Source organism: Bacillus sp. FSL M8-0277, from assembly GCF_037975305.1.
GTDB lineage: Bacteria > Bacillota > Bacilli > Bacillales > Bacillaceae > Bacillus > Bacillus pumilus.
Genome location: NZ_CP150255.1, coordinates 2,099,364 through 2,125,824, shown reverse-complemented (window position 1 = coordinate 2,125,824; position 26,461 = coordinate 2,099,364). Strand labels below are relative to the sequence as shown.

Sequence of the window (26,461 nt, the reverse complement as noted above, 5' to 3'; positions counted from 1 at the left end):
ATGAAAGAGGTAAAATGCGAGTGTGGACATATTAATCCAATCGGTACTGTTTTATGTGAATCCTGCGGGAATCCTATTGCGGCTAAAGAGAAAAACTCTTCAAAGCTGCTTGATATGAGATATGACGGCAGTGCGAGACGCTCGCAAACATACAACAAAACGATTGTTGATAAAGTATGGAACTTTTTTTCTTCCGTTAAGGTGGGTGTGTGGCTGATTGTCATCACACTGCTTGCTTCCTCATTAGGAACGATTTTTCCGCAGGAGCGATTTATTCCGCCAGGTGCATCTGCTTCCACCTATTATGAAGAGCAATATGGGTCGTTTGGCAAGCTGTATTACACACTTGGATTCCATGATCTTTATAATTCTTGGTGGTTTTTAGCTTTAGTTGCATCCATCGGAATCTCCCTTGTCATTTGCAGTCTCGACCGGGTTATTCCTCTTTATCGAGCACTCAAAAACCAAGGGGTTATTAAAAAAGAAGGCTTTATGAGAAGACAGCGTCTGTTCAGTGAGACAGACAAAACGTTAGATCAGCATACATATGAAGGCATCAAGAAAGCAATGAAACAAAAGCGTTACCGCGTGCGAGAAGAAAACGGACATATTTTAGCGGAAAAAGGCCGCTTTTCACGCTGGGGCCCTTACGTCAATCACATTGGATTAATCATCTTTCTCATTGGATCGATGCTCCGGTTTGTCCCAGGCATGTATGTGGATGAAACGCTGTGGGTTAGAGAGGGTGAAACTGCCCCAATTCCAGGCACAGATGGTCAATATTTTTTGAAAAATAATGCGTTTTCAATTGACCGCTATGAAACTGGAAATGAAAAAGAAGTGTTTGAGAATGCGATTGAAAGAGCTGGCGACGGTCAAGTAGTGAAAAGTTATAAAACCGATGCCACTTTATACAAACGTGAAGGGGAAGTTGTGTTTGGTGAAAAGCCCAAGCTGAAGCAGGTATCAGAACATGATATTAAAGTGAACGAACCGCTCAAGTTTGATCATTACTCATTATATCAAGTGGATTTTAAACAAAATGAACTCGATCAAATGGTCTTTCAGCTGATTCGTAAAGATACTGAAAAATCTTTCGGAACAGTGAAGATTAATCTGCTGGAGCCTAAGTCAGAATATGATCTTGGTAGCGGTTACAAAGTCAAAGTGATGAGCTATCTCCCTGATTTTTATTTTGACGATGATGGAACGCCGAGTACGAAAACAAGGAATCCGAATAATCCTGCTTTCGTGTTTGAAATGGTTTCTCCTGAAAAGCCTAAAGGTGAAAAAAGCTTTGTGGCGATTCAAGAGACAGTAGAGGGTTCTGATAACAACCTATATAAAATGAAATTTGATCGAGTGGAAACGAAAAACGTCACGGGATTGACGGTGAGAAAAGATTTAACTCTTGGGGTGCTCATCGTAGGCGGGATCATCTTCATGATTGGTGTCGTGCAGGGGATGTATTGGCAGCATAGAAGAATTTGGCTGTCTGCAAAGGATGGAAAAGTATTTGTGGCAGGACACACAAACAAAAACTGGTTTGGGTTAAAGTCTGATCTTGGCGTGATCCTAAGTGACAGTGGCATCAAACAGCCAATTGATCAAAAAGAACTGCCTGATACAACAAGTATCAGCAAAAGCAAGGGGGAAGGATTAGATGGCAGCAGTCAGTGAAAACCTGTTATTTGCAGCTTTTCTATTGTATTTAGCGGCAGTTCCTTTTTTTGGTGGTGCCATTAAAGGAAAAAAGAAAGTTGATGGACCGCGCAGAAATAAGGCGGCACTTATCGGCATTACGCTCACCATCATCGGTTTTTTAAGTCAATTTGGCTACTTTATTTCAAGGTGGATGGCGTCTGGTCATGCACCAGTCAGTAATTTGTTTGAATTCACAACGGCTTTTGGCATGATGCTTGTGCTCGCATTCATCATTTTATATTTTGTGTATCAAGTGTCGGTACTTGGTTTATTTACACTTCCAATCGCTTTATTGATTATTGCCTATGCAAGTATGTTCCCATCTGATATATCACCGCTAATTCCTTCATTACAAAGTAATTGGCTTTATATTCACGTGACAACAGCAGCACTAGGGCAAGCCATTTTAGCGATCAGCTTTGTGGCAGGTGTCATCTTCTTATTAAAGCATGTCGATCAAACAAAGCCAGGGAAGAAGACATTTGGTTTGGAGCTCGTCATGTTTATGATTGTTGTGACACTTGCATTTATCGCAGTCACGTCCATCTTTAGAATGACAGGATACGAAGCGAAATTTAATTGGGTCGATAAAAATAAAGAGGAAAGTGTGATGGTCTATGAGCTGCCAGCTCTAGTTGGACCTCATAAAGGAGAGCTTGTGACGCAAGATCGTTTGGAACCGTTTGTTGATTTGCCGCCTGTTTTTTCAGGAAGAAAGGTCAATACGGTGTTATGGTCATTCGGCACGGGGCTGATTTTGTATGGACTGATTCGCTTGATCATTCGCAAACGACTGAGTGCTCTGCTTCAACCGCTCGTGAAACAGGTGAACCTAGATTTAGTCGATGAAATTGGATACAGAGCTGTTTCCATTGGTTTCCCTGTATTTGCGTTAGGCGGGCTCATTTTTGCAATGATCTGGGCGCAAATTGCATGGACTCGGTTCTGGGGCTGGGACCCGAAGGAAGTATGGGCATTAATTACGTTTCTCTTTTATGCAGCCTACCTTCATCTTCGCTTATCCAGGGGCTGGCATGGCGAAAAGTCCGCTTGGTTAGCTGTCATCGGATTCGCCATCATTATGTTTAATCTCATCTTTGTCAATCTTGTGATTGCAGGGCTTCATTCTTACGCGTAATCACATAAAAAAGGCCAACTTTTTATGAATCGATTCGGCTTTTTGTTAAAATGAATGTAACAACGGAGAAAGCAGGAGGATTGTCTAATGGAACACACAACTCAAACGAAAATATTAGTCGTAGATGATGAGGCAAGAATTCGCCGCCTTTTAAAAATGTATTTAGAACGTGAAAATTATGAAATCGATGAAGCTGAAAATGGAGATGAGGCCATTCAAAAGGGACTCCAAACAGATTATGACCTCATTTTGCTCGATTTAATGATGCCTGGTACAGATGGGATCGAAGTGTGTAATCAAATTCGAGACAAAAAAGCGACTCCAATCATTATGCTGACGGCAAAAGGAGAAGAAGCCAACCGCGTGCAAGGGTTTGAAGCAGGTACGGATGACTACATCGTCAAACCTTTTAGCCCGCGTGAAGTTGTTTTACGTGTGAAGGCATTGCTCAGAAGATCTTCTCAAACGTCTTATCTCAATACTGGGACAACAACAAAAGATGTACTTGTGTTTTCTCATCTTTCAATTGACCACGATGCGCATAGAGTGACAGCTGATGGCAAAGAAGTCAGTCTCACGCCGAAGGAATATGAGCTTTTATATTTCCTTGCGAAAACACCGGATAAGGTTTATGACAGAGAGAAGCTGTTAAAAGAAGTATGGCAGTATGAATTCTTTGGAGACTTGAGAACAGTCGATACCCACGTCAAACGACTTCGCGAAAAGCTGAATAAAGTGTCACCAGAAGCTGCGAAAAAAATCGTGACGGTATGGGGTGTCGGGTACAAATTTGAGGTCGGCGCTGAATGAAACTGTGGAAAAGTGTCGTTGGAAAGCTATGGTTAACCATTCTCTTCCTCGTCCTCATCGTTTTATCTATTTTAACCGTGCTTCTTTTAGAATTCATTGAAAATTACCATGTAGAAGAAGCAAAGTCAGATTTAACGCAAATGGCAAATAAAGTGGCGGTCATTTTAGAAAGCCACGACGATCAATCGCTCGCAAGGTCGATTACATCAGAGCTTGCTGACAAATTGACGAGTATTGCGATTATCCAAGAGGACGGGCTAGAGTGGTATTCGTCTGAAAAAGACGGGAAGCTTCCTGCGATTACAAAGAAACAAATTGAAGCAGACGGTGATTTGAATCAAGCACTAAAAGATCGTAAAAAAATCAGTAAACGTGCAGAACCAAATGCAGGCGATCATAAAGATGAACGAATAGTCGTCGGTGTTCCATTTGAGGCAAACGGAAAAAAAGGCATGGTCTTTCTTTCTCAATCATTACTTGCGGTAGAGCAAACAACAAAACATACGACGCGTTATATCTTCCTAGCAGCAGGAATTGCCATTGTTCTGACCACTATTTTCGCGTTCTTCTTATCAACACGTGTCACCTATCCTCTTAGAAAGATGAAAGAGGGAGCGCAGGATCTGGCGAAAGGGAAATTTGATACAAAGATTCCTATATTAACGCAAGACGAAATTGGAGAACTGGCCATCGCCTTTAACCAAATGGGCAAGCAGCTTAAATTTCATATCACAGCTTTAAATCAAGAAAAAGAGCATTTGTCCAATATTTTAAGCAGTATGGCTGATGGTGTCATCACCATCAATATTGATGGAACGATCCTCATGACGAATCCTCCTGCAGAACGATTCTTGCAGGCATGGTATTACGAGCAAAATATGAAGATCAAAGATGGAGATGAACTGCCTCCAGAAGCGCGAGAATTGTTTCATACAGCCGTCAGCACGGAAAAAGAGCAAATGATTGAAGTCACACTGCAAGGACGTACTTGGGTTCTTCTCATGTCTCCGCTTTATAATCAGCAGGACGTTAGGGGAGCAGTTGCGGTCCTTCGTGATATGACAGAGGAACGAAGACTTGATAAGCTGAGAAAAGACTTCATTGCCAATGTCAGTCATGAACTTCGTACTCCAATTGCTATGCTGCAAGGATATAGTGAGGCGATTGTAGATGATATTGCTGGCTCAGAAGAGGAAAAGAAAGAGATTGCGCAAATTATTTACGACGAATCACTTCGAATGGGGCGTCTTGTGAACGATCTTCTAGACCTAGCGAGAATGGAAGCTGGCCATATTACACTGAATCTTGAATCAACAGATACAGAAGAGCTGACCGAGAAGATTTACCGCAAGTTTCTTGGTATAGCAAAAGAAAAGCAAGTTGATCTCACATATGACATTCAAGTGGATGAACCGTACTTTGTACTCGATCCGGATAAGATTGAACAGGTGTTTACGAATCTTATTGATAACGCCATTCGTCATACACCAGAAGGCGGAGAGGTTCACTTCTCGGTTCAATCGGTGGAAAGCGGTCTGAAAATGGATGTGAAAGATTCAGGAAGCGGAATCCCTGAAGAGGATCTGCCATTTATTTTCGAACGTTTCTATAAAGCGGATAAGGCAAGAACAAGAGGGCGTTCTGGTACTGGACTTGGTCTTGCGATTGTGAAGAATATCGTAGAAGCACATCAAGGCTCCATTCATGCACATAGCAAAGCGGGTACTGGTACACACTTTACATTTTATATTCCGAGAAAAAAGCAGGAACTCGTCTAATCCTGACGAAGAATCTTGTTACATGAGAAACACTTCTTTTCGAAAGAAAAAGAAGTGTCAGCGTGTAGACAAACCCTCGCATTCGTTGTCAGGTCTGCGCGCTGGTGCTCACGAATGTTCAATTCGCTCCGCGCCAGTGCTCGCCCTTCCTAGACTTCAAAGGTTTTCTATCACGCTGAAAAGAAGACAAAGTGCTAAAATAAACATCATTTTAGCACTTTGTCAACAATCTAACACTTCTTTTCGAAAGAAAAAGAAGTGTTTTTTTATTTTCATATTTTTAAGGAGAAGTTAAACAAAAAGCCCTTCCCAAATTGTCGAACTTGTAATATATTTGTCATAAAGTTGTAATGTAACGTTTTGTAAGAGTCACTCGACAAAAATAAGTGAACGGAGGGGTTTCCTATGCATGAAACCTTTCAAAAAATATATGATTCGTACCATCAAGATTTGTACCAGTTTTTATTTTATATGGTTAAAGATAAAAATCAGGCAGAGGATCTCGTTCAGGAGGTTTACATCCGGGTACTTCACTCATATAAAACTTTTGAAGGAAGAAGCAGCGAGAAAACATGGCTGTTTTCAATTGCGAGGCATGTGGCAATTGATTGGTTTCGCAAACAGCAAACCATTAGACAACGGGTACTCGGCACGTTTGATTGGGATAAGCAGGATGTAAAGGACCCAGACTTGCTCCCAGACGAACTGGCTGTACAGGATGAAAATGTGAAAGAAATCTATGCCGCACTTGATCAGTGCACGATTGATCAACGAGCTGTCATCATTTTAAGATTTATCCAGGGCTACTCAATCATGGAGACGGCAAAGGCGCTAAAGTTCTCGGAAAGCAAAGTCAAAACAACGCAGCACCGAGGCCTGAAAGTGCTCCGAAAACATATGGAGCTTTTGAAGGAGGAGCTAGTGAATGAAAACGAACAGGTCCGATTGGAGCGAAGAACGAATCAAGGTGTTACTAAGTCAGCTTCCAAAGGTGGAGGACAACCGTTCATCTAAGCAGATATACCAGCAGATGCTGATGGCAAGCGGGCAGAAAAAGAAAAGTGCCAAATGGATCGGTCCAGCGGTCGCAACCGTTGTGGTGTTATTTATGGCGTTTTTAATTTCTCCTCATTTATTTCAGCCGGCTGCTCAAGATCATCATCAGCAAATGAAAATGGACTCAAGTGCTGACAAAAGTCAGGTAAACGCCACATTAGAGGCGGTCAAACAGACTAATGGCCCCTCACACGTTGTGTCTCGTAAGCAGCAGCAAAAGTTTATGACCATAGCATACATAGATGAATCGACCTCTCAAGTGGTTCCGATTAGCATTGAAAAAGAGGATGAGTATGATCATTTGCAGGATATGGTGAACACATATGAACAGGTGCAGCTGCCTGAAATGACAAAGCCTCTTCAATCTTATATGGATATGGTGGACCTTCGTGAAAAAGGAGATACACTTGTTTTTCAATTAAAAAGTGATTTGTCCCTTGATACGTTAAAAGAAGCCAGCAGGTTTAAAGATATGGTAAAAGAAACGCTAAAATGGAGCAAATATGAGCAGGTGCAAGTCAAGACAGCCAAAGGTTCTCACCTTCAACTAGGGGCAAATGGAAGCGTTGGAACAATATCGATTGAAAAACAAACAAAGCACGCTTATTATGTTTTAGAGAATAAGAGCGGGACTTTTTTGGTGCCTTCAAAAACGCATTATTCATCGTATGAAGATGCGGTAGAAGCTATGAAGCGTACAAGCGATGCAGGACTTGATCCATTAATTAAAGACGAACCGATTAAAGAAGTGACGTCTAAAGGAAAACATGTGACCATTACGTTTGGAGCATCCGCGCAATTATCGGACTCAAATGATCATATTTTACTCATTGAAGGTCTGCTGCTCTCAGCGAAAGATTTTGGTTTTACAGAGGTCACCATTCAACAGGCGGGAACAGATCAAGTTGGTCCGTATGAATTAGAAGAACCGATAGAGGTGCCGGCTCTGCCGAATCCAGTTGTCATAAAAGACCGTTAAAGGACGCGAGAAATTGCGTTCTTTTTTGATGTATAGAAAATAGCTTCCTTGCTGTATACTAAGCTGTCATAAAAAGAACCTCAAAGAAGGGGAGTCACTAATGAAAAGGTATTGCTTCATATGTGCCAGCTGTTTTTTGATGATCTTTTCGCCTGTTGCTCATGCACAGGAAACAAGCGAATGGGTGGAGCCGATAAAAGGAGAAGTCACAGATTTGTTTGGGACAAGAGGCGGCTCGCACATGGGATTAGATATAGCTGCGCCAGAAGGAGAATCCATCTTTGCTGCAAGTGAAGGTGAGGTCTCGCGTTCGTATGTATCTGCTACATATGGTGAGGTTGTGTTTATCCAGCATCCAAATGGATATGAAACCGTCTATGCACATTTACACGAGCGTTTTGTTAAAAAGGGTGACCATATAGAAGCAGGACAGCCGATCGGCATTATCGGCAACACAGGGGCGTCTAGAGGCACTCATTTGCATTTTGAGGTGCACAGGGGGCATTGGTCAGTCAGCAAAGAAGATGCGGTAGATCCACTCACAATCATTGCAATGGATCGCTTCCAAGAGCCGGCCCTACATGTCAACGGACAAGAGAACAATACATATCTCATTAAACAAGGAGATACCCTTTGGTCGATTGCAAAGGCGCATGAGATGACTGTGGAACAATTGAAACAGATCAATGAGCTGACCACTCATCTCATCCGAACGGGAGATCGTTTAATGGTTTCAAAAAAATAAACCTCATGCATGTGCATGAGGTTTATCATGATTTTTTATAGGTCGATCAGACGGACAGAAAGTATATCGTGCACTTCAGTTAATTCTTTGACAATTTCGTCCTCAAGATGCTTATCGAAAGAAAGCATCATGATGGCTTCGCCGCCTTTTTCTTTACGTCCTACCTGCATTGTCGCAATGTTGACATCATGGTCGCCTAAAATTTGTCCAACCTTTCCAATTACACCAGGTGCATCAGTATGCTGGATGTAGACAAGGTGTCCATCTGGATAAAAATCAATATTAAATCCATTAATGGAAACAACGCGTTCTCCTAAATGCGGGATATAGGTTGCTTTTAGAGTAAAGGTTGAAAGGTCGCCTTTGACTTCAATAGAAATGCTGTTTTCGTAACCAGATTCACTGGAAGAAATCTTTTCACTGAAGCTAATGCCGCGTTCTTTTGCCACCATTCCAGCATTGACTTCATTTACAGTCGAATCAACACGCTCTTTTAAAAAGCCTGACAGAAGACTTTTTGTAATAAAGGATGTTTCGAGTTTTGAAATAGAGCCTTCGTAAGAGATGCCTACTTCTTTTACAGGTTCTCTCATTGATTGAGAGACAAGACGTCCGAGCTTTCCTGCAAACTGATGATAAGGCTGAATTTTTTTGAACTCGTCTTTTGTCATCGCTGGTAGGTTAATAGATGACATAACAGGGAGTCCTTTTGCAAATTGAAGTACTTCTTCAGATACTTGCGCCGCTACATTTAATTGTGCTTCCTTCGTCGATGCGCCAAGATGCGGAGTCGCAATGACGAGCGGATGGTCTACAAGCGGATTATCAGTAGGAGGTTCTACCTCAAATACATCAAGTGCAGCTCCTGCAACATGGCCGCTTTCAAGCGCTTCAAGAAGGTCACGCTCGTCAATAATACCACCGCGTGCACAGTTCACTAGGCGAACGCCTTTTTTCGTTTTTGCAATTGTTTCTTTATTGAGAAGTCCTCTTGTTTCTTTTGTTAACGGGGTATGTACAGTGATGATATCTGATACTTCGAGTACTTCATCAAGTGACTTGGCATTGACACCGATTTTTTCTGCGCGTTCCTTTGTCAGAAACGGGTCAAATACGTTGACTGTCATGCCAAATGCTCTTGCACGCTGGGCAATTTCGCTTCCGATTCTGCCAAGTCCAACAATCCCAAGAGATTTTCCATAAAGCTCTGCACCAACATAGGCACCTCTGTTCCATTCTTTTGATTTCACAGAAATGTTGGCTTGTGGAATATGACGCATGAGTGAAGAGATCATCGCAAATGTATGCTCAGCTGTGGAGATCGTATTACCGTTTGGTGCATTGATCACAATGACGCCATGCTTGGTTGCTTCATCAATATCAATATTGTCTACTCCCACACCGGCACGGCCGACAATTTTTAATGAAGTCATTTTTTCATAAAGCTCTTTGGTCACTTTCGTCGCACTTCTGACAAGTAAGGCATCAAATGTGTGTAATTCATCTTCTGCTTCTGTTACATTTTTTTGGACAATTTCAACAAAATCTGATTCTAAAAGTGGTAAAAGACCATCATTGCTCATCTTATCTGAGACTAATACTCGAAACATCGTAAGATTTCCTCCTAAAATAAACGTCATAAATATCTGATAATTTACCATATTCCTTTTCGCTGTGTCAATCAAATTAAAGCAGTAAAGCGAAAAAGAAAACACGAACATTTCCTGGTGTCTTTATAAAGAATGGACACCTTTAAACAAAAGATAACCAATTTTTTCGTATTTGTCATTATAATTTTTAAGTTTTTTGCGATTTCTTAAAACTGATGAAATTGCTCAGGATTTTTATCTGTACAAATGCTCATATATCATATATAATGATGTCGAATTGAATAATGATCAATCTTCGGGGCAGGGTGCAATTCCCTACCGGCGGTGATGAGCATAGTCTCTAAGCCCGCGAGCCTTTTTTGGCAGGATTCGGTGTGATTCCGAAGCCGACAGTATAGTCTGGATGGGAGAAGATGGAGGTTCGTAAACGTTGAAAACTTGGTTTTTCACACGTTTATTTGTCTAGCCTAAATTCCCCGCTCCTGTTTTCATGAGCGGTTTTTTTGTGGCTGAAATTGAACAATCCTCTTTTTGAAAGATTTGATCGAAAAGGAGAGAGAATATTGAATCAAAGTAAAGTAAAACGTTTAGTCGTCACCAGTATGCTTAGCAGTATTTCGTTCGTGTTAATCTTATTGGATTTCCCTTTCCCAGGGCTTCCAGCGTATTTGAAAATTGATTTCAGCGATATCCCAGCGATTATTGCGATTTTAATTTATGGGCCAGGTGCAGGAATTGCCGTTGAGGCATTAAAAAATGTTCTGCATTATCTCATTCAAGGCAGTATGTCCGGCGTTCCAGTTGGGCAAGTCGCGAACTTCATTGCAGGCACACTATTCATCTTACCAGTCGCCTTTATGTTCAAAAAAATTAAATCAGCAAAAGGAATGGCTTGGTCAATGATCATGGGTACATTACTTATGACTGTGATGATGAGCATTTTAAATTACTTCTTATTCCTGCCAGCTTACACATGGTTTTTAAACGCACCTGAACTATCAGATCATGCGCTCAAGACGACCATTACAGCAGGGATTTTACCTTTTAACTTTATTAAAGGAATCATCATTACCATCGTATTTAGCTTCATTTTTGTGAAAATGCGTCCATGGTTTGAAAATAAACGCCGACTTCAAAATAGTTAATATAAAAAAAGCCCCTGCATAAGGGGCTTTTATACTATTCATGCTTAAGTGGGTCACCCTCGAAAGATTCGTCCGCAACTTTGATTGAGTCAGTTGGACATCCTTCAAATGCATCAAGCATATCTTCTTCAAGTACTTCTGGAACTTCTACAGTCCCTTGGTTGTCGTCAAGCGTAACAAATGCAATGCCTTCATCATCATAATCATAAATGTCTGGAGCAGCTGCACCGCATGCGCCGCAAGCAATACATGTGTCTTTGTCTACAATTGTATATTTTGCCATGTTAAAAAAATACCTCCCAAATAGTTCGATGGAACACATGGTTTAACCTTTTTAGTTTCACCGATAAAAAACAATTTCCTCAAACCTTATTGTAATGATTTTAAATTCACATTTCAACTGTAAAGTGATTGAGAATGCTTATCACATAAGGGTTTGTTCATAACTTTCCCCCATAAATTGAGTTTAAACATTTCTTCTTGTATGAAATCTGTTAAAATAAAGGGAGAAAATATTCGAATTTTGTCAGGAAGACAGGTGCTTTGATGAATGACTCTTCATTATTTGGATGTCATGTTAATGGACAGCGTATATAAATTGAACGGCGAACGCTCCATTAGTGCTGTCTACCATCTTTTTAAAGGAAAAAAATCATCTCAAACCATACAGGATGCCAGCTTGTTTGAGCTTTCCAGGTACTTCGGCTGTTACCCGGGGTTTACGAGGGATCAGCTGAATCGTTCTGCTTTAAAGCTTGAAGAGAAGCACTATTTTAGAAAAAACGATGAGACACTGAGTATCACTGAAGCAGGGCAGCAAATGCTACACCAGCATTTCTCTGAAAAACCGATGCCTGCTTATTTTCATGGTGCCAAATACCACGATAAAGCAAAGATGCTATGGATGAGGCTCTCTTTACTTGTACAAGTGCTTTCTCACCATATGGCTGGATCACATCAATATGTTCCAATACAAAGAGATGTCTCAGTTCAAAGCTGGACGAAATCTTTTTTGAAACAGCATCAGCAGAAAAGCAAGCTTTCAGAAGAGCTGCATCATGAACTAGAAAAACTCCTAATGAACCTAAGTGATCAAGAGGCACTGATTTTTGTTTACTCATTGACCTCACATGAACGAATCGGGCGTACGTATCAGCAAATGGCGGAGTGGATGAAAGAAGATGTGTGGTATGTGTACTTGCTTTTTTGGAATGTACTACATTATTTTATTCAAGCTGCCCAAAAAGGTGAGGCGCCGACTTTGCAGAAGCTCGTAGGTGACCTTGAATTTAAACGCGTGTTAACAACTTCTACTCACAAAACACTTGAGCTTGTCCAAAAAGGATTTGATATTGAACAAATTGCTCACATTCGTTCATTAAAAAAGGCAACGATTGAAGATCATATCGTGGAGCTGTCGATACATGAGCCAAGCTTTTCAATAGATCCCTATGTGAGTATAAAAGAGCAGCGGGAGATCCTTGCTGTAGCCAGAGAGCTGCAAACAAATAAAATGAAGCTGATTAAAGAAAAGCTCGAGCATCCATTTACTTATTTTCAAATACGATTGGCACTGACAAGGATGGTGAAAGCAAATGGATAAGCTTCATCAGACGCTCATGCGATACTTTGGCCACGACACATTTAAAGCAGGTCAAGAGGACATTATTCGAAGTGTACTGCATCAAAAAGATACGGTTGCCATGCTGCCTACGGGTGGAGGAAAGTCACTTTGCTATCAAATTCCCGGTTATATGACAGACGGGCTGGTTCTGATTATTTCGCCGCTTTTATCGCTTATGGAGGACCAAGTCGAACGAATGAAAATGCGCGGAGAAAAACGAGTGGCGGCGCTTAATAGCACATTGTCTTTTCAGGAGAGGCGACATATCATTCGGCATTTGCCATCATATAAATTTCTATTCGTCGCACCTGAGGCATTAATGTCAGAAGTGCTGCTTGAACAGCTCAAATCGATGCGTATTGGTCTGTTTGTCGTCGATGAAGCGCATTGTATATCAGAATGGGGGCATGATTTCCGTCCTGAATATTCGAAGCTCGGAGAATGGAGAGAAGCGTTAGGTCATCCTGTGGCTTTAGCTCTTACAGCTACAGCAACGAAACAAACGCTAAAAGATACTGTGCAAACGCTAAGGTTGCAGCATCCAGACTTTCATATTCATTCCGTCAACCGCCCGAACATTGCCTTAGTCAAAGAAGTGCACGAATCGAAAGAAGCAAAAGAGAAACGGGCCATTGAGCTTGCGGATTTTTTGCAAGGACCAGGCATTATTTATTGCCCAACCCGGCAAATGACAGAAGAGCTTGCTCTCTGTATGAAACAAAAAACCAATCAGCGTGTTGAGTTTTATCATGGCGGAATGGACGCAGGAGATCGTATGCTCATTCAGCAGCAATTTATCAGCGGTCAGCTTGATCTCATTTGCTGTACGAGTGCTTTTGGCATGGGAATCGATAAAGCAAATATCCGGTTTGTCATTCATATGAGCCCTCCGCAATCGATTGAAGCATTTATGCAAGAGATTGGAAGAGCGGGAAGGGACGGGAAAAACAGTGTGAGCATTCTTTTATATACAGAAGAGGATGCAGATATTCAGCTACACTTGATCCAAGCAGAAGGATTTGACGAACCAGAAATTGATTTCTACTTATCACAACTGACTCAAATGCAGACAAATGATGAAAAAAAATTACGTGAACGATTGATGGAAACAGGGCTTCAGGAGACGCGTGCAAGAATGCTGACGCACTATTACATGATGCATGAGTCCGAACAGCGCCCGGCAATTCTGATGAATCTAAAAGAAATATTGCAGGACAGACAAACAGAAAAGCTAAAAAAAGTGTGGCAATTTAAAGAGCGGATCATGGATCATGACTGCTTTAGACAATCTCTGTTATCATATTTTCACGAACAGCTTGATCAAACAGAGCGCGCGTCCTCTAAGCATTGCTGCTCTTCTTGCGGACTGAACCTGTCTGATTATGAAAAAAAAGAACAATCATTGGAGCTGAATGAAATGAAACACTGGAAGACTGTGCTGGATCGTATGTTTCATCTGACAAAAGAGGCGCAGCATTGATTGAACAACATCGCCGAATCATTGAAAAATTAACCGATCGACAAGTCGTAGAACAGCTGTATTTCACGCAGCTGCTCATGCTTATCGTTTCTTTTTTACTAGGCATATTTATGTTCGATCAATGGACGGATTTTACAGCCCTTTGGCAGATTCATGATATGCGCATTCTAACATATGGAATTGGCGGTGCATTGCTCGTCATTATTATAGATGCAATTGTCATGAAGGTGTTTCCTGCTCATATGTATGATGATGGCGGTTTAAATGAAAAGATGTTCAAAAACCGAAGCATCCCGCATATTGTTTGGTTAGCACTTCTCATTGCCTTTTCAGAGGAAATACTATTTCGCGGAATTGTTCAACAGCAATTTGGGCTTGAGATTGCCAGCATCGTGTTTGCGCTTCTTCATTTTCGCTATTTATCAAAAATACTCTTGTTTATCCTCGTGGTTTCCATTAGTATTTTTTTAGGACTTTTATACGAGTGGACGGGGAATTTATTTGTTCCTGTCATGACACATTTTGTCATTGACTTAGTCTTTGCTTGTCAAATTCGTTTGAAATATAAGGGGAGGGATGAACATGGAAGAAATGTCGAGAATGCAGAGAAAGAAGGAGCAGCTCACAAACAACCATGACGACAATGTAGAGGAAATTCTTGAAGAAAAAGTACATCCTTCTGATGACTCTCACTTTCCTACACGAGAAGACTTTCATGAATATAAGAAGCAGCGTACGAAAAAAGTGCGCAATCCTTTGTTTACGACATTGGCTATTATCTTTCCTATCATCGTCATCACTGTTTTCTTTCTATTGATCTACTACACTTCAAAGGAAATCAACGATAATAACAATCAGGGTGTCTACATTGATAAAACCTCAAGTGCTGACACAGACCCAGTTCCGTCAGCACTAGCCGAAACAAAAAATGGCGCAAAAGCTGATAAAGCGGATGCGTCTGATGAAGAGAAGAAAAAGAAAGATGAAGAAAAAGAAAAGCAGCGATCAAAAGAAAAAGCAGAGCAAAAGAAAAAAGAAAAAGCTGCTAAAGAGAAAGAAGAGCGTGAAAAAGCGGCAGCTGCGAAAAAGCGTGAACAGCAGCAGCTCGCCCTCCAAAAACAGCAAGAAGAGAAAAAACGAAAAGAAGTCGAAGAGAAAAAGAAGCAGGAAGAAAAGCCAGTTCGTGTCGTCCAGCACACTGTTGGCCCAGAGGAAAACCTGTATCGAATCTCGATGAAATATTACAAAAGCCGATCAGGTGAAGAGAAAATAAAAGCCTACAATCATTTAAATGGGAACAGTGTATACAGTGGTCAAGTACTCAATATTCCATTGGAAAACTAATTACCTGACATGAACGAATGAAAAAGCACATACATATGTAGAAAAAAGGGACAGGGTGTATGTGATGACTTTGCACGCAATCAGCCGCTATATGGATCAGCCGACACAGAAAATGATGGAAACGTTGATCAAAAGAAAGCACAAATATGAGGGCTTTGCCAAGCAGTGTAGAAGGTGGCAATGGACAGCCCTTTTGTCACTGGCGATTCTTTTGTTTTATTTTGTGATAACGGCAAATAAGGGAGGCTCGCTTCAGCCGGAAGCGATGATTGCAACGCTGCTCAGTCATGAGGTCTTTCTATTTTGGATAATGGCTGAGGTGTTTGCTTTTTATGCATCTTATTATTATAAGAAAAAAGAAGAAAAGGCTGAGGATGAATATCATCGCCTTAGATGTGAGATTATACAAAAAAGCACAGACTTATGGCCGCAATCAGACCAGTGGAAAGAGCGTGAAGCGGTTTTTCGCTATATGCAGCAGCAATATGACATTAATCTCTATTATGAAAGTAAATAAATGTGTAAAAAGACGTTTTAATAGTTGAAACGTCTTTTTTCATTCAAGCGTCTTATGAACGACACATATGCAAGGGAGCCATTTATGATGAAATATGCCATCGGATTTACTGCCGCCATTGCGGCTGTTACAACAGGTGTGTGTGTAACGGCAAAAATGGTGAAAACGGCAAAACAAAACAACATCAAAAAGCATTACTTTACAATAGAAGCACTTCAATCAGATCGACCAGCAGTGATTTTCTTTATTTCTGATACACACCGGCGGCTGATTAGTGATTCATTATTAGCTGAGGTCACACAAGAAAAACCGGATGTCATTATGATAGGCGGGGACTTAGCAGAAAAAGGTGTACCCTACGCCAGAATTGAAGAAAATGTGAAACGTTTATCAAGAATTGCGCCCGTTTATTTTGTTTGGGGAAATAATGATCACGAGCTGCACCAGCAAAAGCTTAAAGAGATTCTTCATGCTTACGATGTGACGACCCTGCAAAATGAAACAGCTGTGTGGGGTTTCGAAGGCCAGTCAATCAAAATTGGAGGCATCGATGATATTCGGCTTGAAAAGGCGGATTATGAAGCGATACGACCTGAGTTTGTGAAAGATGACGTAAATATTCTCTTATCACACAACCCAGATGTACATCATTTAATGAGTGAAGATGAGGGGATCGACCTTGTTTTGAGCGGTCATACACATGGAGGTCAGATTCGAATTGGGAAATTTGGTCCGTATGAAAAAGGAAGAACAGGTCAGGTCAAAGGCGCATTTTTTCTCATTAGTAATGGCTATGGAACAACAAAGATTCCAATGCGTCTCGGGGCAGAACCGGAAACGCATCTGATCTATTTAATGCCTGTAAAAACGCGATGACTGGCTGCGCCCTCAATATTTTCCATAAAAGTCACCGTAAGCATAGCTTCATGCTTGTCTTCCGTCTTGACACAGTGTAAACTGAATACAAAATTAAGAACCTATGACTCATCATCTCATATACTACAGTATGATGTGTGTTTAGAAGAGGCAGGAGGGAACGTTATGCGACTGGAGCGTCTGAATTATAATAAAATCAAAATTTTTCTCACACTAGATGACCTGACAGACCGGGGTCTTACGAAAGAAGACCTTTGGAAAGATTCGTTCAAAGTCCATCAGCTGTTTAAAGACATGATGAACGAAGCGAATCAGGAGCTCGGTTTTGAAGCGAGTGGACCGATTGCTGTTGAAGTATTTTCACTTCAGGCGCAGGGGATGGTCGTCATTGTCACAAAGAGTCAGCAGGATGATGCTGATGATGATGAGTTTGATGAAGATTACATTGAGATGCAAGTCAAGCTCGACGAGAGTCATCATGTGCTCTATCAATTTGCCTCGTTTGAAGATGTGATTCAACTGTCCCATAGTTTAAGTCGTATTGGACTTTTAGGGGGTACAGTTTACCATTATGAAGGTCAATATTTTCTCAGCCTAGATGATTTTGAAGAACTATCAGCTGATACCGTCATTTCCATTTTAGCGGAGTTCGGTTCACCAACGACATTAACGATCCATCGGCTAAAAGAATACGGAAAAGTGATCATGCAAGATGATGCAGTGAAAACGATTCAAATGTATTTTTAATCACTTTTTTCTATTATATTTAATACTGTTGTGATGAAACAACAGTATTTTTTTATATCCTTTTTATATTTATAAACGCTGATATTTTATTTTAATAAAAAACGTTTTTTACCTTTGCTTTACCAGTACGAAGGTGTATACTATTGCTTGAAAGGGAGCAGTAGATCATGAAAGATTTCTAGGGGGTTTATTTTAATGGCAGCCGATCAAAACGCCGCTCATAACGCAGAAGATAAGCTAGATGTTTTAAAGTCAACTCAAACCGTCATACATAAAGCGCTAGACAAATTAGGGTATCCGCAAGAAGTGTATGAATTGCTGAAGGAGCCAATTCGTCTATTAACTGTGAAAATTCCAGTACGAATGGATGATGGATCAGTGAAAATTTTCACTGGTTACCGCGCGCAGCACAATGATGCTGTTGGACCGACAAAAGGCGGTATTCGTTTCCACCCGAACGTTACTGAAAAAGAAGTAAAAGCGCTTTCAATTTGGATGAGTTTAAAATGTGGTATTGTGGATCTTCCTTATGGCGGAGGAAAAGGCGGTATTATCTGTGATCCAAGAGAAATGTCATTTAGAGAGCTTGAAAAACTAAGCCGCGGCTATGTTCGCGCAATCAGTCAAATCGTTGGTCCAACAAAAGATGTACCAGCTCCAGATGTGTTTACAAACTCTCAAATTATGGCATGGATGATGGACGAATATTCTAGAATGGATGAATTTAACTCGCCAGGATTTATTACCGGAAAACCAATTGTTCTTGGAGGATCACACGGACGTGATACTGCAACAGCAAAAGGTGTGACGATCTGCATCAAAGAAGCGGCGAAGAAAAAAGGAATTGACATTAACGGGGCACGTGTTGTCGTACAGGGATTCGGAAATGCAGGAAGCTACTTGGCTAAATTCATGTATGATGCCGGAGCGAAAATCGTAGGGATTTCAGATGCTTACGGCGGGTTATACGATGAAGATGGTCTTGATATTGACTACTTGCTTGACAGACGTGACAGCTTTGGAACCGTTACTAAATTATTTAACGATACCATCACAAACCAAGAGCTGCTTGAGCTCGATTGTGATATCTTAGTACCTGCAGCCATTGAGAACCAAATCACTGAAGATAATGCGGCAAACATTAAAGCTAAAATTGTCGTAGAAGCAGCGAATGGTCCAACGACACTTGAAGGAACAAAAATTCTTTCAGATCGTGGAGTACTGCTTGTCCCAGACGTACTTGCGAGTGCGGGTGGTGTAACGGTTTCTTACTTTGAATGGGTGCAGAATAACCAAGGGTTCTACTGGACTGAAGAGGAAGTCGAAACTCGTTTAGAAGATATGATGGTGAAATCATTTAATAATATTTATGAAATGGCGCAAAACCGCCGCATCGATATGCGTCTTGCTGCATATATGGTCGGCGTACGTAAAATGGCTGAAGCTTCTCGATTCAGAGGCTGGATTTAAGCGGCTTATTTGCATCGCACCCAAAAATCTCCTATCCTTATATAGGAGATTTTTTTATGGAATGGGAACAAATCATCAACAGCTAGCAATTGTTATTGCATTGAAACGACAGGAGTGGAACAAATGAAACAAGAAAAAGCGATCATAATAGGAGGCGGCCCTTGCGGATTATCAGCTGCCATCGCATTCCAGCAAATCGGAATTGATGCACTAGTCATTGAAAAGGGGAATGTCGTTAACAGTATTTATCATTACCCAACACATCAAACCTTTTTCAGTACAAGTGAAAAGCTTGAGATTGGTGATGTCGCTTTTATTACTGAAAATCGCAAGCCCGTTCGTATCCAGGCGCTTTCTTATTACCGAGAAGTAGTCAGACGAAAAAACCTGCGTGTGCATGCCTTTGAAAAAGTAACCGCTGTGACGAAAAAAGATGGCCATTTTACCGTGAGCACATCAAAAGACGACTATTCATGTGATTATGTCGTGATTGCTACTGGCTACTATGACCATCCAAACTATATGAATGTCAAAGGGGAAGACCTTCCACATGTGTATCATTATTTTAAAGAAGGACACCCATACTTTGATAAAGATGTAACGGTGATCGGCGGGAAAAACTCAAGTGTCGATGCTGCGCTAGAACTTGTGAAATGCGGAAGCAGAGTCACTGTACTTTATCGAGGAACTGAATATTCATCTAGCATCAAACCTTGGATTTTGCCAGAGTTTGAAGCACTTGTGCGAAATGGAACGATTCGAATGGAGTTTGGAGCACAGGTGAAGGAAATTACAGAAGAAGAAGTGATTTTTACAAACCAGCAAGAGCAAACGGAGCGAGTGAAAAGTGATTATGTTTTTGCCATGACAGGCTATCATCCAGATCATTCTTTCTTAGAAAAAATGGGTGTGACAATTGATCAAGAATCAGGCCGCCCAGCATTTGATGAACAGACGATGGAGACAAACGTAGAAGGTATTTTCATCGCAGGAGTGATTGCAGCTGGAAATAATGCCAATGAAATTTTCATTGAAAACGGGAGATTTCATGGGGGGCTAATTGCAGAAGAAATTAACAAAAGAATGAACGCATAAAAAAAGAACTGGATCCTTCCAAGGGATTCGGTTCTTTTTGATATAAAATGGGATTATATAGAAGAATATTTTCATAAAAATGGGCTCGAGTCATATAAAAAAAGGGTAAATCATGGTACGATAATGAAGGATAATGTAGGGAAAGAGGTCTGGTTATGATCGCAATCATCTCAGCAGGTTTAGCTCCCGGCATCGCACTTTTAAGTTATTTTTATTTGAAAGATCAGTACGACAATGAGCCGGTACACATGGTCATCAGATCTTTTATGCTAGGTGTTATACTTGTGTTTCCAACCATGTTTATTCAATATGTCCTTCAAGAGGAGCATATCGCAACGAACCCTATCTTGATTTCATTTGTGACGTCGGGCTTCTTAGAGGAATCTTTAAAATGGTTTATTTTAATGGTCAGCGTCTATGCGCATGCCCAATTTGACGAACACTATGATGGAATTGTATATGGAACCAGTGTCTCACTTGGTTTCGCAACACTTGAAAATATTCTTTATTTGGTCGGTCACGGGGTTGAATATGCATTCACCCGTGCTTTATTACCCGTCTCAAGTCATGCTTTATTCGGTGTTGTGATGGGATTTTATATCGGCAAAGCCCGCTTCTCTGATAAAAAGGAGCAGCGCAAATGGCTGATCCTTTCTCTAACGCTTCCTGTGCTTTTTCACGGCCTATATGATTTCATATTGTTAGGAATGAAAAATTGGGGATATATCATGCTGCCATTCATGATTTTTTTATGGTGGTTTGGCCTGCGAAAAGCAAAAAAAGCTCGTTCAGTGAAAATGGTGCAAAATTTAATGTAGAAAACGTCTTATCAGTTGATAGGGCGTTTTTTTGTCTTTTCATCCATTTCTCTCCTGTGATGAATGTATAAAAATAGGGATTGGAAGAAATATATATTCAAACATCAAAAGTACAGGAGGATCAAATATGGACAAAGCTCGTTTCATGAAACAAATCGTCCTTATCTTCTCAATCGTTCTACTCGCAACATCACTGATGACAACTGAAAAAAGTGAAGCCTTCACCAGTCAAGTCATCCAGCGAGGTGCGACAGGAGAAGATGTAGTCGAGCTGCAAGCACGGCTCCAATACAATGGCTTTTACAATGGCAAAATTGATGGTGTATATGGCTGGGGGACGTACTGGGCCGTTCGCAACTTTCAAAGCCAATATGGTGTAAAGAAGGTCGACGGACTTGTAGGTAAACAAACAAAAAGCCTATTAGTTCAAAAGACAAAATACTATAAAGACTTTGTTCAGCAGCAGCTGCAAAAGGGGAATGAGTTTACCCATTATGGCGGGAAACCTCTTGATCAGCAAACAAAAGCTCCTGCGAAAAGAAGCTCACAAAAAAAGACTGCTCAAGGTGCGAAAGAGAATCAAAAAAGTCAAAGCGGAGCACCTGGAAAGTCTGCGAAACAGTCAGGCAATCAGCAAGCAAATCAAACACCGAAACAAACGGCAGCCAACATGCCAGGTGGTTTTTCTAGTAATGATATTCAGCTCTTATCACAAGCGGTTTATAGTGAAGCAAGGGGCGAGCCGTATGAAGGACAGGTGGCGATCGCTGCCGTCATCTTAAACCGTTTGAACAACCCGACTTTTCCAAATACAATCGCAGGAGTTATTTTTGAACCGCTTGCGTTTACAGCTGTGGCGGATGGTCAATTTTATATGTCACCAAATGACACTGCAAAAAAGGCTGTGTTTGATGCCATTAACGGCTGGGACCCGTCTGAGAGCGCCGTCTATTACTTTAACCCTGATACAGCAACAAGTCCATGGATTTGGGGAAGACCACAAATTAAACGAATTGGGAAACATATTTTCTGCGAATAGAAAGAGGTGTAAATAAATGATCAGAGGAATATTGATTGCCATTTTAGGAATTGCTGTCATCTCAACAGGTTATTGGGGCTATAAAGAGCATCAAGAAAAAGACGCAGTGCTGCTGCACGCAGAGAACAACTATCAGAGGGCCTTCCACGATTTAACGTACCAAGTGGATCAGCTGCACGACAAACTTGGGGCAACGCTTGCGATGAACAGCCAATCGTCGATTTCACCGGCACTTGCAGATGTATGGAGAATGTCATCAGAAGCACATAACAATGTGAGTCAGCTTCCGCTCACATTAATGCCTTTTAACAAAACGGAAGAATTTTTGGCGAATGTCGGAGACTTTAGCTACAAATCATCAGTTAAATCCTTATCAGATGAACCATTAAACAAAAATACGCACAAAACCATTACGTCCTTATATCAGCAAGCATCTGATATCCAAAACGAACTGAGACAAGTGCAGCACCTCGTCCTCAATAAAAATTTAAAATGGATGGATGTTGAAATGGCACTTGCTGATGGTGACCGAAAAAATGATAACACCATCATTGACGGGTTGAAAACAGTCGAGAGAAATGCAGATGCATTTGCAGATGTCGATCTCGGACCGACAAATGTGTCCACAGAAGAAGAAACACGCGGCTACAATCATTTAAAGGGTAAAAAGATTTCAAAGAAAGAAGCGATACGCATTGCCCAGCAATTCGCACCTGATCATAATCAACATTTTAAGGTGAGAAAAAGCGGAAGCAAAACCAATCGAGATGTGTACAGCTTATCGATGTCAGATCCTGATAGTAAAGCGAATTTCTATTTAGACTTGACTGAAAAAGGAGGACATCCAGTCTACCTTCTTCAAAATCGAGACGTGAAAAAACAGAAAATCAGTTTAAACCAAGCATCAGAAAAAGCACTCAGCTTCTTAAAGAAGCAAGGATTTGATGCTGAGTCATTCCATTTAGATGAAAGTGCGCAATTTGATAATATCGGTGTATTTACCTATGTACCTCTTCAAAAAAATGTACTGCTGTATCCAGATAGTATACGCATGAAGGTCGCACTAGACGATGGTGAAGTGGTTGGATTTTCAGCGAAAGACTATTTAACGAATCATAAAACAAGAGACATCAAAGCACCTAAAATCTCGCAAAAAGAAGCGAAGAAAACGCTCAATCAGCATGTGAAAATCGAAGATACTCATGTAGCGATTGTTCAAAACGATATGTCAGAGGAAGTTTTATGCTATGAGTTCCTAGGAACGATAAAAAATGATACGTACCGAATGTTCATTAATGCGGATACTGGAAAAGAAGAACGAGTAGATAAACTAAAAAACGCAGAACCTATATATAAAGACCTATAAAAAAGGAAACGAGGAAAAGGCGAATAAGCCTTTTCCTTTTGTTTTATACATGGTTTAATATAGGAGAGGATATGATTTCACAGATGAAAAGAGTGATGAGGAATGTTACAAATAGGGGATGCAATCACAATTGAATATGTCAATGAGAACAAAGAAGTGAAAACTGCAAAATCGAAAGTTTTGGAAAATAATAACGATGATATTTGCATTAATTATCCAGCTGATAAAGAAACGGGACGCACGATCTATTTAAACCAGCAAACAGAAATCACCGTTTTCTTTTTCGATGAAAATCAAATTCCATACAAATGCACAAGCGAAGTCATCGGCAAGAGGAAAGAAGATATTCCGATGATCGTCATTTCCATTCCGCCAAAAGAAGAAATGATTCGGCTTCAGCGTAGAGAATACCTGAGAGTCGATACAATGGTCAAAACCGCGATCACGCAAACGGGTGAAGAATCCTTTGACACGTTTATTGTCAATATGAGTGCTGGCGGCTTAGCAATTGCTGTTCCTGAAGGTGTCTCATTGAAAGAATACGGAGAAGTGATCACAGAGTTTGAACTTCCGCTGAAAGAGCCTGTTAAAATTAAAGCGGTTGCAGAGATGAGCCGAGTTTATCAAGATGAGCAGACTGGCAAAACAAGAGCGATCATGGAGTTTTCTGAGATCACAAATGATCAGCAGCAGCACATTATGAAGTACTGCTTCCAGCAGCAGCTTTTAACACGTGTGAAAAAAGCATAAGAATAAAGGATGTTAAAAGCTTCCATACTAGAGGTAATAGAATCTAGCGTGGAGGCTTTTTGTATGAAAACAATGGAAAGATGGTTATTTAAAGCGGTGCTCATTCAGCTTGTCTTATTATTAGCCGTTCAGATCACACTTCATTTGACAAAAGGAGAACTATTTTTGTCAAAAGTCGTGCAATACGAGGGTGTAAATAGCATGAGCATTGAAGATTGGATCGAGACGTTTAAGCAGAAGGATTGATAGAAAATTCCCCCGTTTGACCGGTGATCGTGTTACAATTCATAAGGGAGATTCAATCAAGGAGAGGTATTATGAAAAAGAAATTATCTATCGCAATTGACGGTCCTGCAGCAGCAGGAAAAAGCACTGTGGCAAAAATTGTCGCAGCAAAAAAATCATATATTTATATCGATACAGGTGCCATGTACCGCGCGATTACGCTTGCGGCACTTCACCATGGTGTAGATCTTGAAGACGAGCAGGCGCTTGATGCACTACTAAAGAAAACGGTGATTGAACTTGTCTCAACAGGCGAGGGTCAAAAAGTGCATCTAGACAATACCGATGTGACAGAAGAGATTCGCACAGACCGCGTGAGCAACCAAGTATCGGTTGTCGCAAAGCACAGAGCTGTTCGGGAAGAAATGGTCCGCAGGCAGCAAGAGCTTGGTAAAAAAGGCGGTGTCGTGATGGACGGAAGAGACATAGGTACTCACGTTCTTCCAGATGCCGAAGTGAAAATTTTCTTGCTTGCATCTGTAGAAGAAAGAGCAAAACGCCGCTTTGAAGAGAATCAGAAAAAAGGCTACGATGTCAATTACGATCAGCTGATCGAAGAGATTGCAAGACGTGACAAGCTTGACTCTGAGCGCGAAGTTTCACCGCTTAAGAAAGCGGATGACGCCATTGAGATTGACACAACTTCTCTTACCATTCAAGAGGTAGCAGGTAAAATTTTAGATGCAGCAGACCGTGTGGAGAAACTGTAAGAAATTTTAGAAAACTTTTATAAGTTAGAGGTTTATCTCTTGACAAACAAGGTCTTTTATTAGAAGTTTATACTAATACTATTTTTATTGATCATTCAAGCAATTCTGTTGATTTGAATGTTTCTATAATACATACTCGGCTGGCAATCATCATGCTTAAGACACATATTCACCCAGTCGTTTTAACTAAGCTGTGTAGGTTTGGACCAAGGAGGTTATCGAAATGACAGAGGAAATGAATCAAATCGATGTTCAGGTACCAGAGGTTGGAGATGTAGTGAAAGGGATTGTTTCTAAAGTTGAGGACAAGCATGTCAATGTAGATATCGTCAATGTGAAACAACCTGGGATCATCCCAATCAGTGAATTATCAAGTCTTCACGTTGAAAAAGCATCAGATGTCGTGAAAGATGGCGACGAATTAGAGCTTAAAGTAACAAAAGTCGAAGACGATGCTTTGATTTTATCGAAACGTGCTGTTGATGCAGACCGCGCTTGGGAAGACCTAGAGAAAAAGTTTGAAACAAAAGAAGTATTTGAAGCTGAAGTAAAAGACGTTGTAAAAGGTGGTCTTGTCGTAGACATTGGTGTGCGTGGATTTATTCCTGCATCTCTTGTAGAAGCGCACTATGTTGAGGACTTTTCAGACTACAAAGGTAAAACACTCTCACTTGTCGTGGTCGAACTTGACCGCGAAAAAAATCGTGTGATTCTCTCGCACCGTGCAGTAGTGGAGCAAGAGCAATTAGACAAAAAGCAAGACTTCTTGCAAAAACTTGAAGTAGGCAGTGTGATTGATGGTAAAGTGCAACGCCTTACTGATTTTGGTGCATTTGTAGACATTGGCGGCATTGATGGATTGGTTCACATTTCTCAACTATCCCATGCGCATGTTGAAAAGCCATCTGACGTAGTGGAAGAAGGCCAGGAAGTCCAGGTCAAAGTACTTGCTGTTGATCGTGATAACGAACGTATCTCACTATCTATTAAAGAAACATTACCAGGACCTTGGAGCCAGATTGGTGAAAAGGTAAAACAAGGTGATGTGCTTGAAGGAACTGTCCAACGTCTAGTAAGCTTTGGTGCATTTGTTGAAATTCTGCCAGGCGTCGAAGGACTTGTGCATATTTCTCAAATCTCTCATAAACATATCGGTACGCCGCATGAAGTCCTTGAAGAAGGGCAGACTGTGAAAGTAAAAGTGCTTGATGTGAATGAAGATGAAGAACGCATTTCACTAAGCATCCGTGATTTAGAAGAAAATCCTGAAAAACAAATCGAAGAGAATTATCGTCAATATCAGGCGAAAGAAGAAAACACAAGTGGATTCCAGCTTGGTGACCTGATCGGAGATAAGCTCAATAAATTAAAATAA

26 protein-coding genes and 1 riboswitch are annotated in these 26,461 nt (G+C 40.8%); of the genes, 24 read left to right on the top strand and 2 right to left on the bottom strand.

Annotation, left to right across the window (positions count from 1 at the left end):
- From MKZ05_RS10550 to MKZ05_RS10520, 7 genes are all read left to right on the top strand, one after another.
- Window positions 1–1,680, top strand: coding sequence for a cytochrome c biogenesis protein ResB (locus tag MKZ05_RS10550; protein ID WP_339160053.1), 1,680 nt, complete (start codon window positions 1–3; stop codon window positions 1,678–1,680).
- Window positions 1,664–2,842: a c-type cytochrome biogenesis protein CcsB gene (ccsB, locus tag MKZ05_RS10545; RefSeq protein ID WP_050943828.1), complete on the top strand. Its 1,179-nt coding sequence runs from the start codon at window positions 1,664–1,666 to the stop codon at window positions 2,840–2,842. Before MKZ05_RS10550 ends, ccsB begins: the two co-directional genes overlap by 17 nt.
- Before the next feature lie 87 nt (window positions 2,843–2,929).
- Window positions 2,930–3,652, top strand: coding sequence for a response regulator transcription factor (locus MKZ05_RS10540; protein ID WP_003215596.1), 723 nt, complete (start codon window positions 2,930–2,932; stop codon window positions 3,650–3,652).
- Entirely contained in the window at window positions 3,649–5,430 is a 1,782-nt protein-coding gene (locus MKZ05_RS10535; protein ID WP_339160050.1) for an ATP-binding protein, read from the top strand. The genes MKZ05_RS10540 and MKZ05_RS10535 overlap by 4 nt, the downstream gene beginning before the upstream one ends.
- Before the next feature lie 405 nt (window positions 5,431–5,835).
- A complete protein-coding gene (sigX, locus tag MKZ05_RS10530) occupies window positions 5,836–6,444 on the top strand; it encodes an RNA polymerase sigma factor SigX (RefSeq protein WP_003215976.1) in 609 nt (202 codons plus the stop codon).
- Window positions 6,356–7,465 (top strand): sigma X negative regulator, encoded by a 1,110-nt coding sequence (locus MKZ05_RS10525; protein ID WP_212045946.1) that lies wholly within the window; start codon window positions 6,356–6,358, stop codon window positions 7,463–7,465. The genes sigX and MKZ05_RS10525 overlap by 89 nt, the downstream gene beginning before the upstream one ends.
- 100 nt (window positions 7,466–7,565) lie before the next feature.
- The gene (locus MKZ05_RS10520; protein WP_226803640.1) at window positions 7,566–8,210 is read left to right on the top strand and encodes a M23 family metallopeptidase; all 645 of its coding nucleotides are present in this window, start codon (window positions 7,566–7,568) and stop codon (window positions 8,208–8,210) included.
- A gap of 35 nt (window positions 8,211–8,245) precedes the next feature.
- Here MKZ05_RS10520 and serA read toward each other — a convergent pair whose 3' ends face one another.
- On the bottom strand, window positions 8,246–9,820 hold the full coding sequence (gene serA / locus MKZ05_RS10515) for a phosphoglycerate dehydrogenase (protein WP_012010415.1): 1,575 nt from the start codon (window positions 9,818–9,820) through the stop codon (window positions 8,246–8,248).
- A gap of 287 nt (window positions 9,821–10,107) precedes the next feature.
- Window positions 10,108–10,239, top strand: a riboswitch (FMN riboswitch).
- Between the two features lie 144 nt (window positions 10,240–10,383).
- Between serA and MKZ05_RS10510 the strand changes: the two genes are divergently transcribed.
- A complete protein-coding gene (locus MKZ05_RS10510) occupies window positions 10,384–10,965 on the top strand; it encodes an ECF transporter S component (protein ID WP_012010414.1) in 582 nt (193 codons plus the stop codon).
- A 34-nt stretch (window positions 10,966–10,999) separates the two neighbouring features.
- Here MKZ05_RS10510 and MKZ05_RS10505 read toward each other — a convergent pair whose 3' ends face one another.
- Window positions 11,000–11,248 (bottom strand): ferredoxin, encoded by a 249-nt coding sequence (locus tag MKZ05_RS10505; RefSeq protein WP_003215700.1) that lies wholly within the window; start codon window positions 11,246–11,248, stop codon window positions 11,000–11,002.
- A gap of 267 nt (window positions 11,249–11,515) precedes the next feature.
- Here MKZ05_RS10505 and MKZ05_RS10500 point away from each other — a divergent pair, with 267 nt between their 5' ends.
- The 16 genes from MKZ05_RS10500 (at window position 11,516) to rpsA (ending at window position 26,461) form a co-directional block, all read left to right on the top strand.
- Window positions 11,516–12,568 carry a helix-turn-helix domain-containing protein gene (locus tag MKZ05_RS10500; protein WP_339160045.1) on the top strand — a complete coding sequence of 351 codons (1,053 nt, stop codon included), beginning with the start codon at window positions 11,516–11,518 and terminating at the stop codon, window positions 12,566–12,568.
- Entirely contained in the window at window positions 12,561–14,069 is a 1,509-nt protein-coding gene (locus MKZ05_RS10495) for an ATP-dependent DNA helicase RecQ (protein ID WP_339160042.1), read from the top strand. The genes MKZ05_RS10500 and MKZ05_RS10495 overlap by 8 nt, the downstream gene beginning before the upstream one ends.
- The gene (locus tag MKZ05_RS10490) at window positions 14,066–14,707 is read left to right on the top strand and encodes a CPBP family intramembrane glutamic endopeptidase (RefSeq protein WP_137055032.1); all 642 of its coding nucleotides are present in this window, start codon (window positions 14,066–14,068) and stop codon (window positions 14,705–14,707) included. Before MKZ05_RS10495 ends, MKZ05_RS10490 begins: the two co-directional genes overlap by 4 nt.
- Window positions 14,652–15,413, top strand: a complete 762-nt coding sequence (locus MKZ05_RS10485) for a LysM peptidoglycan-binding domain-containing protein (protein ID WP_339160039.1) — start codon at window positions 14,652–14,654, stop codon at window positions 15,411–15,413. The genes MKZ05_RS10490 and MKZ05_RS10485 overlap by 56 nt, the downstream gene beginning before the upstream one ends.
- Before the next feature lie 64 nt (window positions 15,414–15,477).
- On the top strand, window positions 15,478–15,930 hold the full coding sequence (locus MKZ05_RS10480; RefSeq protein ID WP_050943835.1) for a DUF2663 family protein: 453 nt from the start codon (window positions 15,478–15,480) through the stop codon (window positions 15,928–15,930).
- Between the two features lie 87 nt (window positions 15,931–16,017).
- Window positions 16,018–16,806 (top strand): metallophosphoesterase, encoded by a 789-nt coding sequence (locus MKZ05_RS10475; protein ID WP_212045952.1) that lies wholly within the window; start codon window positions 16,018–16,020, stop codon window positions 16,804–16,806.
- 165 nt (window positions 16,807–16,971) lie between these two features.
- Window positions 16,972–17,553, top strand: a complete 582-nt coding sequence (locus MKZ05_RS10470; protein WP_003215601.1) for a genetic competence negative regulator — start codon at window positions 16,972–16,974, stop codon at window positions 17,551–17,553.
- A 195-nt stretch (window positions 17,554–17,748) separates the two neighbouring features.
- On the top strand, window positions 17,749–19,023 hold the full coding sequence (locus MKZ05_RS10465) for a Glu/Leu/Phe/Val dehydrogenase (RefSeq protein ID WP_003215501.1): 1,275 nt from the start codon (window positions 17,749–17,751) through the stop codon (window positions 19,021–19,023).
- A gap of 123 nt (window positions 19,024–19,146) precedes the next feature.
- Window positions 19,147–20,118 (top strand): YpdA family putative bacillithiol disulfide reductase, encoded by a 972-nt coding sequence (locus tag MKZ05_RS10460; protein ID WP_003215846.1) that lies wholly within the window; start codon window positions 19,147–19,149, stop codon window positions 20,116–20,118.
- A 155-nt stretch (window positions 20,119–20,273) separates the two neighbouring features.
- Complete coding sequence (prsW, locus tag MKZ05_RS10455; protein WP_003215795.1) at window positions 20,274–20,936, top strand: glutamic-type intramembrane protease PrsW; 663 nt, start codon at window positions 20,274–20,276, stop codon at window positions 20,934–20,936.
- A gap of 127 nt (window positions 20,937–21,063) precedes the next feature.
- Window positions 21,064–21,975, top strand: a complete 912-nt coding sequence (sleB, locus tag MKZ05_RS10450) for a spore cortex-lytic enzyme (RefSeq protein ID WP_106028756.1) — start codon at window positions 21,064–21,066, stop codon at window positions 21,973–21,975.
- Between the two features lie 16 nt (window positions 21,976–21,991).
- On the top strand, window positions 21,992–23,341 hold the full coding sequence (ypeB, locus tag MKZ05_RS10445; protein ID WP_339160032.1) for a germination protein YpeB: 1,350 nt from the start codon (window positions 21,992–21,994) through the stop codon (window positions 23,339–23,341).
- A gap of 102 nt (window positions 23,342–23,443) precedes the next feature.
- Window positions 23,444–24,091: a flagellar brake domain-containing protein gene (locus MKZ05_RS10440; protein WP_268458326.1), complete on the top strand. Its 648-nt coding sequence runs from the start codon at window positions 23,444–23,446 to the stop codon at window positions 24,089–24,091.
- A 63-nt stretch (window positions 24,092–24,154) separates the two neighbouring features.
- Window positions 24,155–24,337 (top strand): DUF5359 family protein, encoded by a 183-nt coding sequence (locus MKZ05_RS10435; protein ID WP_339160028.1) that lies wholly within the window; start codon window positions 24,155–24,157, stop codon window positions 24,335–24,337.
- Between the two features lie 71 nt (window positions 24,338–24,408).
- On the top strand, window positions 24,409–25,086 hold the full coding sequence (gene cmk, locus MKZ05_RS10430) for a (d)CMP kinase (protein WP_003216003.1): 678 nt from the start codon (window positions 24,409–24,411) through the stop codon (window positions 25,084–25,086).
- Window positions 25,087–25,309: 223 nt separating this feature from the next.
- Window positions 25,310–26,461 carry a 30S ribosomal protein S1 gene (rpsA, locus tag MKZ05_RS10425; protein ID WP_003215529.1) on the top strand — a complete coding sequence of 384 codons (1,152 nt, stop codon included), beginning with the start codon at window positions 25,310–25,312 and terminating at the stop codon, window positions 26,459–26,461.

Coding starts and splice junctions, on each gene's coding strand:
- MKZ05_RS10550 (WP_339160053.1), top strand. CDS start 1: ATGAAAGAGGTAAAATGCGAGTGTGGACATATTAATCCAATCGGTACT.
- ccsB (WP_050943828.1), top strand. CDS start 1,664: ATGGCAGCAGTCAGTGAAAACCTGTTATTTGCAGCTTTTCTATTGTAT.
- MKZ05_RS10540 (WP_003215596.1), top strand. CDS start 2,930: ATGGAACACACAACTCAAACGAAAATATTAGTCGTAGATGATGAGGCA.
- MKZ05_RS10535 (WP_339160050.1), top strand. CDS start 3,649: ATGAAACTGTGGAAAAGTGTCGTTGGAAAGCTATGGTTAACCATTCTC.
- sigX (WP_003215976.1), top strand. CDS start 5,836: ATGCATGAAACCTTTCAAAAAATATATGATTCGTACCATCAAGATTTG.
- MKZ05_RS10525 (WP_212045946.1), top strand. CDS start 6,356: ATGAAAACGAACAGGTCCGATTGGAGCGAAGAACGAATCAAGGTGTTA.
- MKZ05_RS10520 (WP_226803640.1), top strand. CDS start 7,566: ATGAAAAGGTATTGCTTCATATGTGCCAGCTGTTTTTTGATGATCTTT.
- serA (WP_012010415.1), bottom strand. CDS start 9,820: ATGTTTCGAGTATTAGTCTCAGATAAGATGAGCAATGATGGTCTTTTA.
- MKZ05_RS10505 (WP_003215700.1), bottom strand. CDS start 11,248: ATGGCAAAATATACAATTGTAGACAAAGACACATGTATTGCTTGCGGC.
- MKZ05_RS10500 (WP_339160045.1), top strand. CDS start 11,516: ATGACTCTTCATTATTTGGATGTCATGTTAATGGACAGCGTATATAAA.
- MKZ05_RS10495 (WP_339160042.1), top strand. CDS start 12,561: ATGGATAAGCTTCATCAGACGCTCATGCGATACTTTGGCCACGACACA.
- MKZ05_RS10485 (WP_339160039.1), top strand. CDS start 14,652: ATGGAAGAAATGTCGAGAATGCAGAGAAAGAAGGAGCAGCTCACAAAC.
- MKZ05_RS10480 (WP_050943835.1), top strand. CDS start 15,478: ATGACTTTGCACGCAATCAGCCGCTATATGGATCAGCCGACACAGAAA.
- MKZ05_RS10475 (WP_212045952.1), top strand. CDS start 16,018: ATGAAATATGCCATCGGATTTACTGCCGCCATTGCGGCTGTTACAACA.
- MKZ05_RS10470 (WP_003215601.1), top strand. CDS start 16,972: ATGCGACTGGAGCGTCTGAATTATAATAAAATCAAAATTTTTCTCACA.
- MKZ05_RS10465 (WP_003215501.1), top strand. CDS start 17,749: ATGGCAGCCGATCAAAACGCCGCTCATAACGCAGAAGATAAGCTAGAT.
- MKZ05_RS10460 (WP_003215846.1), top strand. CDS start 19,147: ATGAAACAAGAAAAAGCGATCATAATAGGAGGCGGCCCTTGCGGATTA.
- prsW (WP_003215795.1), top strand. CDS start 20,274: ATGATCGCAATCATCTCAGCAGGTTTAGCTCCCGGCATCGCACTTTTA.
- sleB (WP_106028756.1), top strand. CDS start 21,064: ATGGACAAAGCTCGTTTCATGAAACAAATCGTCCTTATCTTCTCAATC.
- ypeB (WP_339160032.1), top strand. CDS start 21,992: ATGATCAGAGGAATATTGATTGCCATTTTAGGAATTGCTGTCATCTCA.
- MKZ05_RS10440 (WP_268458326.1), top strand. CDS start 23,444: ATGTTACAAATAGGGGATGCAATCACAATTGAATATGTCAATGAGAAC.
- MKZ05_RS10435 (WP_339160028.1), top strand. CDS start 24,155: ATGAAAACAATGGAAAGATGGTTATTTAAAGCGGTGCTCATTCAGCTT.
- cmk (WP_003216003.1), top strand. CDS start 24,409: ATGAAAAAGAAATTATCTATCGCAATTGACGGTCCTGCAGCAGCAGGA.
- rpsA (WP_003215529.1), top strand. CDS start 25,310: ATGACAGAGGAAATGAATCAAATCGATGTTCAGGTACCAGAGGTTGGA.